The organism is Moorena producens 3L (assembly GCF_000211815.1).
In the GTDB taxonomy this organism is placed as follows: domain Bacteria; phylum Cyanobacteriota; class Cyanobacteriia; order Cyanobacteriales; family Coleofasciculaceae; genus Moorena; species Moorena producens.
Genome location: NZ_GL890973.1, coordinates 227284 through 244819 on the forward strand (window position 1 = coordinate 227284; position 17536 = coordinate 244819).

The 17536-nt window shown below is 42.5% G+C and carries 20 protein-coding genes and 3 pseudogenes; 10 read left to right on the top strand and 13 right to left on the bottom strand.

The window, feature by feature from the left end:
* Nucleotides 1-43: 43 nt before the first annotated feature.
* Nucleotides 44-307 (bottom strand): annotated as a pseudogene (locus LYNGBM3L_RS49650) (ATP-binding cassette domain-containing protein); the annotation flags it as partial.
* A gap of 135 nt (nucleotides 308-442) precedes the next feature.
* Here LYNGBM3L_RS49650 and LYNGBM3L_RS32645 point away from each other — a divergent pair.
* Nucleotides 443-1420 carry a 2-hydroxyacid dehydrogenase gene (locus LYNGBM3L_RS32645; protein WP_008191500.1) on the top strand — a complete coding sequence of 326 codons (978 nt, stop codon included), beginning with the start codon at nucleotides 443-445 and terminating at the stop codon, nucleotides 1418-1420.
* 46 nt (nucleotides 1421-1466) lie between these two features.
* A complete protein-coding gene (locus tag LYNGBM3L_RS32650; protein ID WP_008191502.1) occupies nucleotides 1467-2039 on the top strand; it encodes a hypothetical protein in 573 nt (190 codons plus the stop codon).
* A 58-nt stretch (nucleotides 2040-2097) separates the two neighbouring features.
* Here LYNGBM3L_RS32650 and LYNGBM3L_RS42370 read toward each other — a convergent pair whose 3' ends face one another.
* A complete protein-coding gene (locus LYNGBM3L_RS42370) occupies nucleotides 2098-2478 on the bottom strand; it encodes a hypothetical protein (protein WP_131826845.1) in 381 nt (126 codons plus the stop codon).
* Between the two features lie 470 nt (nucleotides 2479-2948).
* Nucleotides 2949-3417, bottom strand: a pseudogene (locus tag LYNGBM3L_RS50735) (class I SAM-dependent methyltransferase); the annotation flags it as partial.
* A 120-nt stretch (nucleotides 3418-3537) separates the two neighbouring features.
* On the opposite strand from LYNGBM3L_RS50735, the gene LYNGBM3L_RS32665 reads away from it, so the two are divergent.
* The gene (locus LYNGBM3L_RS32665; RefSeq protein WP_008191510.1) at nucleotides 3538-3939 is read left to right on the top strand and encodes a pre-16S rRNA-processing nuclease YqgF; all 402 of its coding nucleotides are present in this window, start codon (nucleotides 3538-3540) and stop codon (nucleotides 3937-3939) included.
* 143 nt (nucleotides 3940-4082) lie between these two features.
* Entirely contained in the window at nucleotides 4083-4220 is a 138-nt protein-coding gene (locus tag LYNGBM3L_RS44790) for a hypothetical protein (RefSeq protein ID WP_154659990.1), read from the top strand.
* Here the strand turns inward: LYNGBM3L_RS44790 and LYNGBM3L_RS32670 are convergent.
* The 3 genes from LYNGBM3L_RS32670 to LYNGBM3L_RS32680 all read right to left on the bottom strand — a co-directional run bounded on the left by LYNGBM3L_RS32670 (nucleotide 4190) and on the right by LYNGBM3L_RS32680 (nucleotide 6208).
* Nucleotides 4190-4453 (bottom strand): DUF3146 family protein, encoded by a 264-nt coding sequence (locus LYNGBM3L_RS32670; RefSeq protein WP_008191512.1) that lies wholly within the window; start codon nucleotides 4451-4453, stop codon nucleotides 4190-4192. The genes LYNGBM3L_RS44790 and LYNGBM3L_RS32670 overlap by 31 nt on opposite strands.
* A 293-nt stretch (nucleotides 4454-4746) precedes the next feature.
* Complete coding sequence (locus LYNGBM3L_RS32675) at nucleotides 4747-5835, bottom strand: RNA-guided endonuclease InsQ/TnpB family protein (protein ID WP_287264024.1); 1089 nt, start codon at nucleotides 5833-5835, stop codon at nucleotides 4747-4749.
* A complete protein-coding gene (locus LYNGBM3L_RS32680) occupies nucleotides 5738-6208 on the bottom strand; it encodes an IS607 family transposase (RefSeq protein WP_008191518.1) in 471 nt (156 codons plus the stop codon). The genes LYNGBM3L_RS32675 and LYNGBM3L_RS32680 overlap by 98 nt, the downstream gene beginning before the upstream one ends.
* Before the next feature lie 272 nt (nucleotides 6209-6480).
* Between LYNGBM3L_RS32680 and LYNGBM3L_RS32685 the strand changes: the two genes are divergently transcribed.
* The 5 genes and pseudogenes from LYNGBM3L_RS32685 to LYNGBM3L_RS37635 form a co-directional block, all read left to right on the top strand.
* Nucleotides 6481-6660, top strand: coding sequence for a PEP-CTERM sorting domain-containing protein (locus LYNGBM3L_RS32685; RefSeq protein ID WP_008191520.1), 180 nt, complete (start codon nucleotides 6481-6483; stop codon nucleotides 6658-6660).
* 882 nt (nucleotides 6661-7542) lie between these two features.
* Nucleotides 7543-8391, top strand: coding sequence for a DUF3598 family protein (locus LYNGBM3L_RS32690; RefSeq protein WP_008191524.1), 849 nt, complete (start codon nucleotides 7543-7545; stop codon nucleotides 8389-8391).
* A 135-nt stretch (nucleotides 8392-8526) separates the two neighbouring features.
* The gene (locus LYNGBM3L_RS32695; RefSeq protein WP_008191526.1) at nucleotides 8527-9885 is read left to right on the top strand and encodes an aromatic ring-hydroxylating dioxygenase subunit alpha; all 1359 of its coding nucleotides are present in this window, start codon (nucleotides 8527-8529) and stop codon (nucleotides 9883-9885) included.
* A gap of 422 nt (nucleotides 9886-10307) precedes the next feature.
* Nucleotides 10308-11135: a class I SAM-dependent methyltransferase gene (locus LYNGBM3L_RS32700; protein WP_008191529.1), complete on the top strand. Its 828-nt coding sequence runs from the start codon at nucleotides 10308-10310 to the stop codon at nucleotides 11133-11135.
* Nucleotides 11136-11227: 92 nt separating this feature from the next.
* Nucleotides 11228-11392 (top strand): annotated as a pseudogene (locus LYNGBM3L_RS37635) (transposase); the annotation flags it as partial.
* A 57-nt stretch (nucleotides 11393-11449) separates the two neighbouring features.
* Here LYNGBM3L_RS37635 and LYNGBM3L_RS32705 read toward each other — a convergent pair.
* The 4 genes from LYNGBM3L_RS32705 to LYNGBM3L_RS42375 form a co-directional block, all read right to left on the bottom strand.
* Nucleotides 11450-12193, bottom strand: a complete 744-nt coding sequence (locus tag LYNGBM3L_RS32705) for a phosphocholine cytidylyltransferase family protein (protein ID WP_008191531.1) — start codon at nucleotides 12191-12193, stop codon at nucleotides 11450-11452.
* Nucleotides 12193-12891, bottom strand: a complete 699-nt coding sequence (locus tag LYNGBM3L_RS32710; protein WP_008191533.1) for a class I SAM-dependent methyltransferase — start codon at nucleotides 12889-12891, stop codon at nucleotides 12193-12195. Before LYNGBM3L_RS32710 ends, LYNGBM3L_RS32705 begins: the two co-directional genes overlap by 1 nt.
* A 244-nt stretch (nucleotides 12892-13135) precedes the next feature.
* Nucleotides 13136-13984, bottom strand: coding sequence for an aspartyl/asparaginyl beta-hydroxylase domain-containing protein (locus LYNGBM3L_RS34465; protein WP_008191534.1), 849 nt, complete (start codon nucleotides 13982-13984; stop codon nucleotides 13136-13138).
* A gap of 105 nt (nucleotides 13985-14089) precedes the next feature.
* A complete protein-coding gene (locus LYNGBM3L_RS42375) occupies nucleotides 14090-14341 on the bottom strand; it encodes a hypothetical protein (RefSeq protein WP_229414778.1) in 252 nt (83 codons plus the stop codon).
* 155 nt (nucleotides 14342-14496) lie between these two features.
* Between LYNGBM3L_RS42375 and LYNGBM3L_RS34470 the strand changes: the two genes are divergently transcribed.
* Nucleotides 14497-15336, top strand: a complete 840-nt coding sequence (locus LYNGBM3L_RS34470; RefSeq protein WP_008191536.1) for a class I SAM-dependent methyltransferase — start codon at nucleotides 14497-14499, stop codon at nucleotides 15334-15336.
* A gap of 104 nt (nucleotides 15337-15440) precedes the next feature.
* On the opposite strand, the gene LYNGBM3L_RS32725 is transcribed toward LYNGBM3L_RS34470, so the two are convergent.
* From LYNGBM3L_RS32725 to LYNGBM3L_RS45315, 3 genes are all read right to left on the bottom strand, one after another.
* The gene (locus LYNGBM3L_RS32725) at nucleotides 15441-16088 is read right to left on the bottom strand and encodes a class I SAM-dependent DNA methyltransferase (RefSeq protein WP_008191538.1); all 648 of its coding nucleotides are present in this window, start codon (nucleotides 16086-16088) and stop codon (nucleotides 15441-15443) included.
* A 103-nt stretch (nucleotides 16089-16191) separates the two neighbouring features.
* Entirely contained in the window at nucleotides 16192-16899 is a 708-nt protein-coding gene (locus LYNGBM3L_RS32730; RefSeq protein WP_008191540.1) for a CDP-alcohol phosphatidyltransferase family protein, read from the bottom strand.
* Between the two features lie 5 nt (nucleotides 16900-16904).
* A partial coding sequence (locus tag LYNGBM3L_RS45315) for a hypothetical protein (RefSeq protein WP_008191543.1) occupies nucleotides 16905-17536 on the bottom strand: 632 nt, incomplete at its 5' end.

The following is a 17536-nucleotide window of genomic DNA, read 5'->3' on the forward strand; positions in this document are numbered from 1 at the left end:
GCGCTGCATCGCTGTCAACCGTTAATATCATGTCAGGATAATTAGCCTCTTCTACATCATGGGTAATCATTAATATAGTGCAACCCGTTCGCTGCCAAATCTGGAGTAGAAACTGTTGCATGGTTTCCTTAGTTTCTACATCCAGTGCGCCAAAGGGTTCATCCATCAGCAGGATTTTAGGATGACAGGCTAGCGCTCTTGCGATCGCAACCCGTTGTTTCATGCCCCCAGATAATTCTTTTGGATAGGACTTAGCAAACCCAGACAGCCCTACCACATCTAAATAATAAGCAGCCTGTTCGAGGCGAAAATGCAATCAGCCAGGTCTAACTAAAGGGAATCACTATGCTAGAGTATCACCCACTACAATACCTTTATATTTGCCTTTCTACACTAAACTACTCAATACTAAGTACTAAACTACTCAGCACTGACCCACCCCATGTCTCAACCCAAAGTCTTCATAACTCGCCGCCTTCCTGATACCAGACTCGAACAACTCCACCAAATCGCCAATGTGGAAATCTGGCCAGAGCGTCAACCGCCTCCCTACGACGTATTGCTCAACAAAGTTAAAGAAATCGATGGCTTACTGTGCCTACTGACAGATTCCATTGACAAGCAAATCCTGGAAGCTGCACCATCCCTCAAGGTAATCAGCCAATTAGCAGTAGGTTACGACAACATTGATATCTCTGCTGCCACCATCCGGGGTATCCCCATTGGTCATACTCCTGGTGTGCTGACTGAGGCTACAGCTGACTTAGCCTGGATGTTACTAATGGCAACAGCACGGCGAGTGATTGAAGCAGATAAATTTGTACGTGCTGGTGATTGGCAGACTTGGGAACCTACTTTATTGTTAGGACCAAACATCAGCGGTGCTACTTTAGGAATTGTTGGCTTTGGACGCATTGGTCAAGCTGTTGCTCGTCGTGGGCGAGGGTTTGATATGGAAATTCTTTATTACAGTCGGCATCGACGGGACTCAGAATTAGAACAATCCCTTGGTGTAAAGTATGCTGAATTCGACGTGTTGCTAAGGCAATCAGACTTTATTACCATTCACACTGCTCTGTCTGAAGAAACCTACCATCTATTTAGTACTCCCCAGTTTGAGCTGATGAAATCCTCAGCGATCGTGATCAACACCGCACGAGGAGCAATCGTAGATCCAGAAGCATTGTACCAAGCTCTAAGCAATGGTCAAATCGCTGGGGCTGCTCTGGACGTAACTAAACCAGAGCCCATTCCCATGGATAGTCCTTTGTTGAGCTTGGATAATCTGATCATTACTCCTCACATTGGCAGTGCAACGTACCAAACGCGATCGCAAATGGCTACGATGGCCGTGAATAATCTTATTGCTGGACTTTTGGGTAAGCGATTACCCCATTGTGTGAATCCACAAGTGTATTAAAATGAAGTTTTAAAATAAATCGGTTTAGTTGAGTTCTAGACTTAATATGAACCCTAAAAAACCGATCCAATCAGCTATTTCAGATATCCAACCAAAACCCTCTAGTCGCCCTAGTCTGCGAGAGAGGTTCTTCGATACCCTCAAGACTAAATACCCTAACATCCAAGCTCTATATGTAACAATTTGTATCATAGCCATCTGGAGTGGTGTTGTCCTGATCTCGGATTCATGGGCACAAGGAACCAATTTGCTTGAGGAGCCTGCCCCTGATTTTGCCCTAAAAGTGGTTATGCGTCACTTTGCTTTGTTAATGCTTGGTCTGCTCATGATATGGATAGATGACCTATCATTGCAAGAGCTGGTAGTTATGAAAAAAACTCTTATAGAAAAAGATTTCGAGGAAATGAATTCGAGGGAAAAGCTCTTCTACCACTTCAAAACCAAATATCCCAACTTATCAACTATGTATACTCTGATCGCAATCATAATTTCCTGGTGTGGGATATGGGGGTTGTTTTGGGACATACCTATTCAACCTTTTTGGCGATCACTAATGACAATCTTTATAGGCTTCTTCCTGCTGTATATTGATGATTTGAAATTGGACGAACTAAACTAGACTAACTAAGTAGTAGGACACAATTAAAAATGCTATAGCGACAATTATTTATCTGGACTCAGCACTCAGGTTGAGCTAAGTAAACCTTGGTACGATATGTCAAGTAAACTAAACCTTTGTGATCACACCAGCTGTTGTACAATTCCTGCAAATCAGAGATAAGTTTCTGGTGCGCTAATCCTTCTCGTGGGATATAGGAGACGCTCATAGCACGACCAATCAGACCATCTTTGTCTAGCGCTTGCTGATAAGAAAAAGTGTAGGAATAGACATGAGGAAACAATCGACTAGCGAGCAAGGGGTCTACCGAACACATGCGGGACTCGGCGGGATGATGATTGGAGGCGATTTGCACTAGATGACTATAGCCTTGGTTGACACTCCCCGCCCTGGAAGGACGGGGATTCTTGCTTGGCCTATGGCCACGCTGCGCGAACAACGGGGTGACTTGTTTAACCAAGCCGGAGCCAGGAAAAATAGAGGTCGCCTCGACCCAAGCGTATTTAGTCTATGACCTAGGTTTCGGTGTGCCCCACCGTACCTAAATTATTTAATAAATTTAGACAAACAATGTTTTTTAATCTTAATTTTCATAGACGTCCAAATCCCTAGATTTGATTATGCAACATGATTATCTCAAAACAGGTTTTTTACATTGTCTACTTATTTTAAGATTATGTTTATCTAAAGTACCAAGTTATTTTTTAATTATGTGTCTAATCATCCTAACATGCTAGATGAAAACTGTCAAGGCAGATCTAAAAAAAGCCGTCCGTTGAAGTTACCGTAAGATAGTGGAGCCTTTATAGTCGGCAGGTTATGCGTAAAAGGTAACGGTCTTTTGTAATAAGGCTCCACTATCTAAGGTTTCGTCTCCTATAAGGACGGGGCTTTAAACCCAATTTTTTTGGTAAAATCATCTTGGCGGTTGCGGTCATTCCAGACCACAGCTAATTGTCCAGTAGGCTTCAGGATACGGCGAAACTCTAGCAAAGTTGGCTCTGGGTCAAACCAATGGAAGGATTGAAAGCAAGCCACTAAGTCAATAGATGCATCAGGTAAGTTGGTCTGTTGAGCAGTTCCATCCCGGATTTCAACCAATCGATGGGTCGTAGCAGCTTGTCTCATCTGAGTATTGGGTTCGATGGCAATAACTCGCACTCCCCGCCATCGCTAGTAGCCGAGAGGAAATTCCTGTTCCTGCACCAATATCCGCAGCTACCAGTTGCCCTCTGTTCTCAAGTCCTTCCAGAATCTTGTCGATAGCTACAGCTGGGTAACTGGGTCGGTATTTGGCATAATCTGCCACCAACTCAGAAAATCGACTCTCTGGGTTCATCTGGTGTAATGGTGTTGTCTCAAGGTTCGTTTCGCCCATGATTTATACCAATCAGGATTTAGGCAATCACTCTACTTGTAGGGTAGGGTTAGTGGACAGTACTAGTTGTGTTGCCAGATTAGCAATTTTGACAAAGATTTATATAACCCGTGACTTGAGATGATTTTAGGCTTCGATCCAGGACGAGATAAATGTGGTGTAGCAGTAATGGAGAAAGACGGTCAGCTGCTAACCCATGAGGTAGTGGCTTCAGGAAATGCGATCGCAAAATTCCAGCAACTGTGTCAACAATTCCCCATTGAAACCATTGTCATGGGAGACCAAACTACTGCCAAGAGATGGAAACAGAAAATCAAGGAAGAATTACCAGCATCAGTACCCATTGTCCTGGTAGATGAGCGCTACAGTAGTTTAGAAGCTCGCCCACGCTACTGGCAAATGTATCCTCCCAAAGGGTTCCAACGCCTCATCCCCCAAGGAATGCGCCAACCTCCTCGACCCATTGATGATATTGTGGCAATTTTGTTAATCGAGCGCTATATAATCAAAGGCAAAAGCTAGAAGGGATATCGTCGTCTTCCCTTGGGCATGAGCTATTGACAGGATGCTCAAGCCTGTGATCAACTTACCCACATCCCTGACTTTCCTGACTTTCCTGACTTCCCTCTCTTATCCCTTCTGAGAATATAGCGTTTCTCATAGTTATGAGGTACATAAGTTCCCTACTCCCGATTCCCTACTCCCGATTCCCGATTCACTACTCCCTACTCCCTAAAACCATGAACTTTGTACCTCACGGAATTGATAAATGCTATAGTTCGGCTCGAATCGTAAAAGCATAGTTTCCCCCTGGTTCGAGCTGGTAATCGCACTGTTCTAAAAATCGCCCCAGGGGTTCCTGAATCAAGGCACGTCCGAGAGAGGGGGTGACTAACAGCTGACTTACCCGAAAATGCCACTGAAACTGCCATTCATAGTCTGCGGCTTGAACTTCCCCTTCAATCTTGCCCTGTTGCCAGCAGTGCCGCGTAATTCTGACGTAGGCAGTGGTTTGAGGCAGACCCTTTGCACTCACAATGGTAAAAAATCCTAATCTGCTTTAAAGACATAGGTTAGCAGACCTGTTGGCAGATAAGTCAATAGCGATCAACCCAAATCTGATATCAGTGTGGTTGCTTGATGCCCAAGGCACCGAGGTGCTGACGGATGCTTTTTACAAAACCGATACTTTTTGGCTACTAAAGTCTACTAGCGCAGACTTTAGTTCACCAATGCAAGCTGCTCTCGCAGCCAGGGTGTATCTACCAAAGCCCTCAGGAATATCCCGCGAGCGCCATTGATGTCCCGTTCGCGAAGCGTGACCAAAGGTCAATCCATAGACCGGCCATCAATCTTTGACCTAATGGTCTTACTGCCGCCGATGTTTACCATTTCTCCTGTCCAGCTCACAGTCTTGGAGGTATAGGCTTCACAGACATCTACTACTGTTTTCCCAGTTTCGGAAGCTTTGTGTTTTAAAAACTCCTTGAATCTGAAGTGGGATAAAGTGAGTAGGTTTCGGACTGTCTTTGATCTGATTTTCCTTTTTCCTTTTTTTGACATTTCAGATGTCTCAAAGGTCGGAAGTAATATCACATCAAATTTATCTACCAAGAATCTAGCAGCTTTATGATGGAGTTCATTTATTAGGTTTTGAATTCTGAGAACAATCCGCCTGGCAGCTTTTCTCATTCGTCGTTTTTGATTCCTCTTGGCCTTACTTATTTTTGAGATTAAGTTATCAAGATGAGCGCAAAGCCTTTGAATCCGAGAAAAGTCACCGTGACCAATCTTGCCTGTAGAATTTTCACTCTTAAATGTCAGGAAGGTTCTAACTCCGGGGTCTATCGCGACTACCCTACCTTGGTTTTCGGCTTTTATTTGAGTAGTCTGATGGGGGACTGTTAAGTAGTAGTCCCCATTATTACTAGTCAATCTACAATCTCCCCTGTTCTCAGGCAAAGTCTCAGCAAAAGTTAATCCTCCCAGTTTAGTGTGATAAATGCCTTTGACTGAGACTGCTGATTTGGGGATGTAGCAAGACTGAATTGGGTTTTTCCTAGAGCGAAACCTAACCCGATTACTTTTTCCAGTCTTTTGGTATTTTTTCTTGGCCTCCCTAACAGCGGTGCAAGCATCCTTTATCGCTATCGATTTAATTTGATAAGGTACTTCCTTACACCACTCGGGAAGGTTATTTAATATGCCAGTTTTAATGGCTTTCCAATTAGCTTTTACTTTACTATTCTGAAGTATCTTGACGGTCTTGTTGAAGACGTAACGAGACACTCCAAACCACTTTCGGACAATCGATCTCTGATCAGCACTTAGGAATATCCTGATCTTCTTTGATTTTTGTCCCGTACTTTCGGAGTCCGTGGACTCGGCAAGAGAAGACGTGAATGATGGAGAGAAGATCTGCGGTAAGTTCTGATTCTGGACAACTTTTAGGTTGGTCGAGAACCAAGATTTTTCCACCGTTGTATCCGACCAAGTACTCAAACAGTTCAAAACCGAATCTGGTGAGCCGGTCTCTACAGGTAACAACAATCGTGAGCTGACATCCCTGCATAAGTCGTTCCAATATGGCTCTAAGTCCTTTCCTTTTGTAGTTAAGTCCTGAGCCGATGTCTTTGATGATTTCTGCTTCCGGGAAGAGCGAGTGCATGTACGCGACTTGCCTGACGAGGTCATCTTTTTGCTTGGAGCTACTGACCCGGCAATAACAGATGGTAGCTGGTTTTGGGGGTTGTCGTTTCCCCAAAGTGGCAAGGCTAACTGTACAAAACATCCTGTATCCGCTGGGGGTTCGTTAGCATCTGATCGTGCCATTGTCTGCGTACTTCCTTAGAGTGGTTTGAGAGAGTCCCGTAAGTTCGACCGCCTTACGGAGAGGTACTAATGCCATGACTAAAGTCTATGACTTTTCCATAGACTTTACTAGATATTGTGATACTTATTGTAACTGTCCACTAACCCCCTGGTGCGCGACCCGATTTTAGCAATCCCACTCTAGCTCAGGATGAAGCGATTGAAACCATTGCCCGTTGGAGTGCTTTGTTCTTGCGCGCTAATCTTCTAGATGATGCCAACGCTTTTGAGTTTGTATTCGATACAGGGGCAAAATTAGATCCTAATGTCACTGTGATTGCTGAGGTGAAAACTGTTCCGGAACCAAGTTCCCTGTTTGGGGTATTGGCAGTAGCTATGGGCGGTATTAGTTGGCTGTGGCAGCGTAAATAGGGGTTAGTGTGCTGCCCAGGGTAAGGGCAAAAATTAAGGCTCTCCTAGAGTGGCTATGATAAATTAGTATAAAATAATCGCCGTAAACCTTACTAAGTAAGCTTTTGAGTAATTTAAAAATGCATTTTTATTAAAATGGCATTTTTAGTTCATTGAATCCCTTGCTATTGAAGGGGTAATCGCTCATTTAAACTACTCATTTACCACACCCATTGTAGGAGAGCCAAAATTAATACAGCGGTTTGCACTTCAGTTAGGTACTTTCGTTTTGGGTTTGTAGGGACTTCGGAGCAGGGAGCAGGGACTGAGGCCGTGGGCCACGCGGGGCGCGTTCGGAAGTGGGAAGTCGGAAGTGGGAAGAGGAGAAACAATGTGTACCTGATAGTTATGCAAACCGCCGTAAGGAGTAATTATTACTAACAATATTGAAAAAAACTATTGAAAAAAAGTACAATAGTGCTGATAATCAAAGATTACTATGGTCATAATACTTGCCTTTTATCACATTTTGGCTCAATTTTTTCTGGGCTTACCCTGCTCTCTACTCCCTACTCCCTAAAATCCCAAGGGCTGGGTAACTCACCCGATTGATAACTGCTATCTATTTAATAGAAAGAAAGGGGTTGAAAAAAAATGCGATGCGCGAGCATTGAGCCGCTACGCGAACGCATTTGTTTTATGAATCTGGGGTATGCGATGCGCGAGCATTGAACCCCTACGCGATCGCATCAGGGAGTTGACTTGGTGATCGCGAGAGCTATGCCATCCTGTAGGTGCGAGTATATAGGTGCGAGTATAGCGATCGCGTAGCGTGGCCTACGGCCAATCGCTTTCTTTGTTAACTTAGAGTAGGTTAAGTCAGACTAGAGGGACTAAAGAACCATGAATGATCGTGATCAGATTCAGGACAAGCAGTCAACTGACCAGTCAGAGGAAAAATTATTCCGACAATGGTATCGTTTTATTAAGGATCATGGATTCACCTGGAAAGGAATTCTTTCTCGATATAAGGGTAACGGAAGTCTTGATGAAGTCCTTGATTCCACAAGAAGATTTACTCCTCTAGCAGATGCATCTCAAATTGAGCATTATGTGTGTTTTCTTAACCAAGACGATCCCTCGAAAGTCCAAGAAAATACGTGGATTATTGAAAAATGCGGTCCAGGTATCTCTCACCCCATCGATCTGAGTTCAACGACGATGTTTTCATCTAAATCCTCTGGTATATTGAGTAGACCTTTTAGGAAAGACCAGGTCAACTTGACCGAGATTTACCTGTTGGAAGGGAACCGTCGTATCAGTGTGGTAATTAGCTATTTCCCCGATCGCTCCAAGGAATCAGGCAATCCATGTGTACTCTCCAGGATTTCCTTGTTCCGGGAAGTGAAACTTGACGTTGTCCCATTTCCCTGGTCTAATCAGAGACCAGAGGTAAGTAATCGGGATTATCCGAGCATTAAGGCGATAGATACCCTGGTATTACGATCAGGCACATTTGATGAAATTCCCCTGCCAGATTACCCTGTCCATTGGCCGAAGGACGGTCGATTAATCTTTGATTTTCCCGACGGAATTTCCATAAACGTGCCAGAAACCCTTGAGCCTGGCCACGATAGCACTCTTATCCTTAGTTGGAGATACAGCACCGATCGGATCAAGAGAGGGATTGCTAACTTCACGGATGATACCCGCACAGCTGATTTGATTACACAGGAATGCGTGATTGTCTAAAAATAGGGTGGGCAATGTCTAGCAAGCCTTAGTACTAAGATTGACATTAAAGGTTTAGTATTGCTGGCGTCAGTGCCGAAAAAGCTCCAGATTCGCCATCTTTGATGGTCAGTTGTTTCATAGAGGAAGTTATCTATGAGAGTTGATACCAAAACACCAGAAGCAGTACAAAAAACTGGCACCGCTCCTATAGCTGAAACACAGCAAGAGTTCAACTGGCAGCAGTGCTGGTATCCTGTTACCTTTGTGCAAGACCTGCCCACAGACCGTCCTTACAGCTTTTCCCTGTACGACGAGCCTTTGGTCTTGTTCAGAAACCAAGATGGTAAGCTAGCCTGTTTAACAAACCGCTGCCCTCACCGCGCCGCTAAACTCTCAGAGGGACAAATCATTGATGGTAAAATTGAGTGCTTATATCACGGCTGGCAATTTGGTCGAGATGGTCAATGTTTACACATTCCCCAGTTACCAGAAGATGCCAAGATTCCAGCCAAAGCCTGTGTGCAATCCTTTACGGTTGTGGAACGGCAAGGTATTGTCTGGGTATGGATGGGGAAACCTGAAGCTGCTGATCAAGAGGGAATCCCAACTGTAGCGGATTTGGACAATCCTACAGTTGCCAGCTCAGACTATATGATAGACCTCCCCTACGACCAAACCTATTTTATAGAAAATGCCCTCGATCCCTCTCACCTCTACATCAGTCACGAGGGCACCCTAAGTAGTCGAAAATACGCTCAACCCTTAGAAATGGAAGTCCTGGAAAGTTCTACTTTTGGGATTCGAGGCAGGTACCGAAAAACCAGGCAAAAGAATAGCCCATGGGTAAACCTTGATTTCGTTGCTCCCAATTTAGTGACCTACAGAAGCTCAAGTGGGGAAAAATCAGTTCGTATCGGTGGAGCAGCACTTTATTCCCTTCCTCTAGGTAAAGGCAAATGCCGTATTATTATCAGGAATTATAATAATCACTCTACCTGGAAACTGAAGCTACAGCCTCGTTGGATGGAACACTGGTACCGAGACAAATTCTTAGAAGAAGATTTACCACTTGTGGTGGGACAGCAGGCAGAAGTGGAGCGGTTGGGAACAAGCCTAAACTCACTGTATTTACAACTCAAAACATCGGATATGTTGTTGATTGAGTATCGCAAGTGGCTCGATAAGTTCGGAACGTCTTTACCTTTTTATCAAGGCTATTCCACCAGGAAGCTATCCCAGAAAGAACGAGAGGATAATCAGCAACCAGCTCCCCTAGACCGATTAAGGCGACATACTCAAATCTGTGGTTCCTGCAATCGAGCCTATCAGGTAACCAACCGGTTAAAAACGACTTTTGTGGGAGTAGCGATCGCATTGGCGGCTTTGGCAATAGTTACGGATGGTTCTGGGACTGAACTAATAGCTAGTTTAGGGTCTGGCTCAGCCGTTGTTATAGCAACAGTTGCCCATCAAGTTAAAACCCATTTCGAGCGTTCTTACACTCGTCATTAAGGCTAATTTTGGCTCAACGCCATGTAAGCATTCAGGCGTCAGCTATCAGCCGTCAGCTTATTTTATTCAAAAGCTGTTCGGTGTAGCTTGCGCTATGGGCATAAACTGTTGCCGTAGCGTAGCCACAGGCTTTTGGCTGATAGCTGATAGCACCTCAAGTAGCCTGTGCCACGCTACGGGAAAAGCTTTTGAATAAAACAGGTAACCATTCATTTAATATGAGTTAAGTCTGCTGACGGCACCTCAAGTAGCGTGAGCTCTTATAGCAGTCGCCAGGGTAATTAGGACATGACAAAAGTCTCAAACTACAGTTTGGCTTGAGTTTAACTTCTGACAAATGACTTCTGACAAATGACTTCTGCTATAGCTCACGGCTGACGGCTGAATGCTTACCTAACAGCTACCAAAAAGATTACCGAAAGATGACAATACCCACCAATAATCCCAAGGAATTTAGACAATTTGAATATTGTGGATGGCAACAGTCAGTAGACCAATACCATTCCTCTTTTTCGTCTCTGACTAGCCAAACTATCGACACTCTGCTCGATAGTGTAAATGCGGCAATGGATATGGAATTACTTGATATTGCCACTGGTCCTGGTTATGTGGCTGCCCAGGCCCAGAAGCGAGGATGTAAGGTGACGGGGGTAGATTTATCAGACGCTATGGTTGCCAAAGCACGGCAACTGAATCCCCAGATCGAATTTTTTCAGGGGGAAGCCGAATCATTACCCTTTGCCGAATCTCGATATCAAGCAGCCGTAATGAACTTTGGAATTTTGCATTTGGCTGAACCAGAAAAGGCACTGGGTGAAGCATTTCGGGTAATTCGTAGCCAGGCCAAGTTTGGCTTTACTGTGTGGAGTAAGCCAGAAAAATCGATAGCGTTGAAGATTATGAATAAGGCGATTGAGACCTATAAAAATTCAGAGGTTACTCTTCCAGAAGGGCCGCCATTTTTTCTATTTAGTGAACCAGATTATTGCTTCAAGTGTTTGCAAAATTTAGGATTTCAAAATCCTTCTGTACAGGAAATTCCCCTAGTCTGGGAACTTACCAGTGCCGATGAACTTTTTGATGCTTTTTATAAAGGCACCGCCAGAACAGGTGGTATACTGCGCGCTCAAACTAGTAAATCCCTTGACAATATACGGGCAGCAATTCACCAGAACACTGCAAGCTATAGGCAAAATAATCGACTGCTTCTGCCTATGTCAGCCCTAGTTGTATCTGCTCAGAAACCTTGAACTCTTCCCCAACTAAAGTAATACCAATTCTTCAAACTAGGACTACAGATCCAGATGAGGAGATGGGGCACTCACAGGGGTAGGTTTTTTACATTAGGGAACTGATCGAAAAAGCTGGGTGTGAATTACTGTTCTTGCCCACCTATTCCCCTGACTTCAACCCCATCAAGCATTGGTGGCACAAAGAGAAGACGGCCATTAGGAAAGAGTTGCCTAAGTATGATTTTAATCTTGACAAGGTAGTCGATGCAGCCTGACAGGATCTGTAAATATAACAGCGCGCAGTGCTATAAAGGCCATCTGCCAATGTGCTGTCACTGAGCATCTTTCTGGAGAATTGCTGGGTAGATTTGCTCTGTTGCTCTGGCAAGCTGGTATCGGTCATCAATTTCTGCCCAGAGTAGATCGCTAATCACCGTATAGTAAACTGGATAGGATTTTGCTGCTGCTATCAGCCCATCAGTTTCATAATTCAGCTTGAGGCTCGTTTTAAATCCTACGGTGGCTTGGGCCAACATACTTTGAAACAAAGGCTGGGATATTTTGGAAATACCGACCAATTCACCGGCAATTTGACTCCCCAGTTCAGCCTTATTTTTAGACATCGCAACGATTGTCTCACCTGAGGTTTCCACATACACTTCATCGCCAGCATTGGTTTTACCAGATAGCAAGACGACATTGTCTTTAGGAAAGTTCAAGACTGCTGTCAAAGCAAGCTTTTCGTAAATCAGATCTGATTCCAACAATAGAAAATCACCCTCAATCAGCTCACGGGCACAATAGAGGGAATACATGGTACCTGATTCGGCATAGTGTGGGTTATGAACCGTCAATATCTGATCATTAAAACGTTGCTGGAGACGCTCATAAAAGTCAGATAAATGACCAGTGACAATGATGATGCGCTGGATACCGCAGGCAGTCAGGCGCTCTATGGATTCCTCAATAATGGGTTGCTCTCCCAACTGGAGAAATCCTTTAGGAGCCGATTGCCCTAGTTTCTGCAGTCTAATGCCCATGCCAGCAGCTAGAATAACAGCTGTTTCTACTTTCATTAGTGTTTATGGATCAAGACATTGAAACGATATTTGCTATTGTCGTAGCCTTGAAGGCACTGATCTTCAGTCGTTACTTCAACCGACTCAGTTGCTAGAACTTGTTGGAACCAGTCCTTGCTGTAGTATAAATGATCGAGTCCCCGATACCTCTGCTCATATTCCGCATCTCCGATGGCTGCTTTCCGGGCACTGATTGCTGCTTCCTGCTTAGACAGATCAGGAAGATCAAGAACGCCGATACTTTTCTGGGCGATTTGAACCATGCCCCGGAGTACTTCTGCTGCATACTCATAGGTTGGGAAATAATGGAAGACTCCCCCTGACACCACAACATCGAATTGACGGTCTCTTGGTAGATCAATTGCTTCTCCTAGGCTAATCGTGGCTTGGGGCATGGCCACTCGGGCAATTTTGACCAAGTTAGCTGAGTAGTCAATTCCCGCGACGGGGTTTCCTTGTTGGTAAAACGGATAGAGAAAAGCACCCGCACCACACCCAACTTCCAACAATGAATCCTTTGGGGTGATGTTGAGCCGAGCCGCGATATGCTTCCCATAAGCCATCCAGCCAGATTCTTGCACACCTGATGACCAGGGAGGATCGTAGCCATTTGCAACCAGCAAAGAAACTAAAGTTGGCTGCTCTGCGTGATCAGCCTGTCTGCGATTCCAGATGTCGTGCCAATTGTTCTGCAATGTCTAATCTTTAAATAGCTCTAAAACAATATGTATGTTACACCCTAATGTATTACTTTGTCTACAGTGAGCATCTCTATTCAGCAATTATGATTTGGGAAAAGATACAAATCATGTTCTATGGTGTTTGTAGAGAACATATTAAAATTTTTATATCAGATTTCTATAAATTATTCATATTGGATTATTTTCTTGACCAGTTTAAGCGATCGCCAACAGAACTGAATAACGTAATATTTATCCGTCACAGTTTACCATAAGTTGCAAAAACTGGATGACTGAGTATTTTTATATCTTCTTCACTTAATGAGGGATGCCATACATCGATAACTAAGACAACTCTTGATTTTTCCCCTTGATGCAATACTTCATGCTCGAAAGAATCGTCAAACGCCATAGCTTTACCTTGGTGCCAAAAGCGCCATTCATTTCCTACTCGTATTTTTGCACTTTCTGGTTCGGGTATGCGCACTCCTAAATGGTATCTCAATCTTAAGTTTGAAGAACCACTATGGGGCAATATATGACTATCAGAAACTAACTCGGAAAACAGCACAAAACCAAAGTTAATACAAAGGGGTAATTTTTCGAGTATTGAAAGTGTTTTTGGGCATAAATATGCTATAGCTTGTTTCTCTCGCCCAGTAGAAAAAATAAATATACCATTCCATTGACCTGACCCCATTAAGCTAACATGATCGGGATGTTCTTTCATATATTCATCTATTTTGTTGTACTCAGATATAATTATTTCGGCATTTTGTTCGAGGATTGAGGTAATTTCATCGTTATCATCAAACCACGGTTTACTGTTGAGGGATGTACAGTACCAAACACTAGGGTTCGGATGGTTGATACCATCTTCTTCCCTGTGGGAATAGTAAATAGTATTGATGTCGTAATTTTTGGCAATCGCATCTCGTTTTCGTTGGAATATGTGTGCGTTAAATATGTGAAAAATTCCGCGCCAACTGACTGCATATTTTAAGGGTAAGTCATACCAAAATAAGTTGTTTAAATTTTCGGATTCTACACCATTTAATAATCTAGCGATATCCCGAGAGTCTTGGATATATTTAATGTATTTTTTCATCGTTAATAGTTATGGTTAATTGTGTATAATATTATCGTTTATAATTCTACCCCCTTGAACAGTTAAGCGGATAATGATGTGATCTACAGCGGTTTGCACTTGCTGTTAGGTACTTTCGTTATCGGTTTTTAGGGAGCAGGGAGCAGGGAGCAGGGAGCAGGGAAGTCGGAAGTGGGAACAGGGAAGAGGGAAAAAAATCTTGTGTACCTGATAGTTATGCAAACCGCCGTAATTTCTGAGGCTAACTTTAAGTTGATCAATCCTGGAGGGGGATAAACTTTTGGAATGGGCATCTTGTTGTGGAACGGGCATCTTGTTGTGGAACGGGCATCTTGGTGGAACGGGCATCTTGCCCATTATCAATATTTTCGGGCAGGCAGGATGCCCACCCCACTCCTATTAATTGCTTAATTCAGCAACGCCCATAAAACCATATCTATGGTATACCTCAGTGTAATATTATGAGGACATAGAATATCATCGATAACACCGAAAATTGTAAAAACAAAGCCATGATTAAAGAATATGAAAACTATCAGGATACATCCAAAAACTACGACACCACTCGTATCCCAATCGGGGTTGAGATTTTATTAGGTTGCTTTGCGACTACCCCTCGTCCTTTGCCAGAGCAGGTGATCTTGGATGGTGGGTGTGGTACTGGAAACTATATCCAGGCGTTGAAGAGCAAAGTCAATAGCCTGTGGGGTCTAGAATTCAATGGGGGAATGTTGGCGCAAGCAACAGAAAAGTTCCGCAATCACCCCAATATTCACTTAGATCAAGGCAGTCTTATCGATCTTCCCTATGAGAATGAAACCTTTGATGGGATAATGTGTAACCAGGTTCTCCATCACTTGGGTTCCGACGACGCAGCTCAGGAAAATTTTCCTGAACTGAACCAGGTGTTTGAGCAAGCGTATCGAGTGCTGCGTCCCCAAGGCGTATTTGTGTGTAATACCAGCAGTCATCCACAGATTTATGATGGATTTTGGTGGGCTGATCTGATTCCAGACGCGGTATCAAGAATCGCTAAACGTATGCCACCCATAGCATGCATTACTCAGAAATTGGATCAAGCTGGCTTTTGCTTTGGGGGCATTGTTGTTCCAATTCATGCTGTTATGCAAGGTGACAATTACCTTGACCCAGAAGGCCCCCTCAAGCAAACCTATCGGAATGGTGATTCTACTTGGTCTTTGGCGAAGCAAGGGGAATTAGAACAAGCATTGGAGCGAGTTGGAAATATGAACAAGGATGGAAGCATCGTTCACTATCTTGAGCAACGGGAAAGTTTGCGCCAAAAATTGGGGCAAACTACCTTTGTTTATGCCTACAAGAAACAGAGTTGAGAGCCTCCATGTTTTAATTTCTAGAAGGACGTGAATTAACGACCTTTTAGAATCTCCAATGCTATGGGCTAAGGCGCAAGCTTCGCCAACAGCCCAGAGAGACATCAAATGCACACCTCATAGGCACAATACAGAATCTTGATCTTCTCTGCATAATCATGATTATTGGGAAGATAGGGTTGTGGTGGCGAAAGATAGGCTTGTTTTAAAATGCCTTCTGACTCCATCTGTTGCAAGGTAACGTCGAATTTTTTTTGAGAGTGGATATCCTCTCGGTTTGTAAACACCAGATATCCTCCCGGTTTTACTACTCGGCAAAACTCATACAACACATTTGACGTTTCCATATTAGTAAGCACAGCAGTGGAAATGATTCCATCAAATTCATTATCTTGAAATGGCAATGCTTGCTGTATATCTGCTTTATATAAAGCAGTATAAATATTTTTATCCCTAGCGAGGTCTAAAGATTTACCAGAAATATCAACTCCAATTATGGTTTGATAACCTTGTTCTCGAAGAGCTTGTCCAGCAAGTCCTGTTCCACATCCGAGATCCAAAATTTTGCCATCGGTAGCAACAAATTTTGCAATCAGTTCAGCAGCAACCTGATGACCAGCATACTGCCAATTCAAGACTTTATCCTCATATACTTGAGCTAAAGTATCATATTCCTTCTCAACCTCGCTGCTCTCAGTGTTCCATTTATTTGACCACTTTGCTAAGAATTGGGCTTGTTGATTATTAGTCATTAAGTCTTCTCTTTAATTTTAACTTTAATTACCTATATTTTAATTTCTACTATAGCATAGCATTAACTGTTTTTCTACAGAAAATAAAAACTAGTGAAAGTGATTAGTTTGAATCAAATGATTGAATAATATACTCTCTGGCATACCATAAATATTGAATACCAGAAACCCAGATCAATGATTGAGTTATAAGTATGAATAACACAGTCAGGTCAGAAAGACTCTCACTTGCAGGTCTTAATGTAGTTAATGTAATTACTGCAATAGTCGTGAAACACAATATTATAGAATTCCAACGATTTTCTAAAGGATCGGAATATCCAAAAATTCGACCTTCTAGTAGTATGTGTAAACCAATAACAATAAACAACCATTGACTTGAAAACCCATAAAGTTTATACCAATAAAGCCCTACCAACGGATAACCAATATATACGGCTTTTAATTTAGCAATAACATTTGCTTCAATCACAATATTATTTAAATTTAATATCTGTCTGGCAAATGTTGCTAAAAAGTCTCTTGTCAGAGCTAGAAAAACAAACCATATCGGGAGAATTCCCATCTCAATGCTAATGACATACAAAGCTAGGAAACCTATATAGTCTACAATCGGATCGAAATACTTACCGAAATCTGTTTTTAAGTCCTTTGTTCTAGCTAACCACCCATCAACAGCATCCAATAAAAATGCTATATAGAATAACACACCAATATACAGATAGTATTGAGGAGGAACAAGATACCATGAAACAAAAGCTATAAAAATTAAAAATAATCTAAATAAGGTAATGTGATTCGGTTTAATCACGATATCTATAACTCCTTGATTATTTCTTTGATAATCATTTTCCAGTCAACAGTTGTGGAATCTACAATATTCCACAAGCCAAATCTTTCAGGTCGTACTGAAGATAGTTTTTTCATTCTTTTATAAGTATTTGATTCTATAATAGTATCAAATCCTTGTTTTAATTCTAAGGTTATCTCTAATTTTCGACAATAATATAATAACTGCTCATATAAATCAGGTAATTTATAAATACATCTTATCTTCATGGCAACTAAAGCACCCATTAAAACTAATTTACCGTGTGACATGTCACTATCTGCTGCATATAACTTCTCAAATTCGTGTTCAGAACGGCTACACCAACTACTATCATTTTTCATTAATAAAGAAAATGAGTAAAGCTGTTTGATTATTTCGATTAATGAGTTTTCATTACGTTTCGTGTATTTGTTTATAAATCGTTCAATTTGATAAAAAGGTGTTTGATCAAATTCCTTGACTTTCTTATCAACTTTTAAGTCCTCCCACACATTCAATTTTGATAATAATTCACCCAGAGCACTAATCCAAAATTTATGTGGCATGTGCTTATTTAATAAGGGCAAACAAGCATAAACAGACTGAGGTGCTTTTGATGGATAACTCTGATTATATG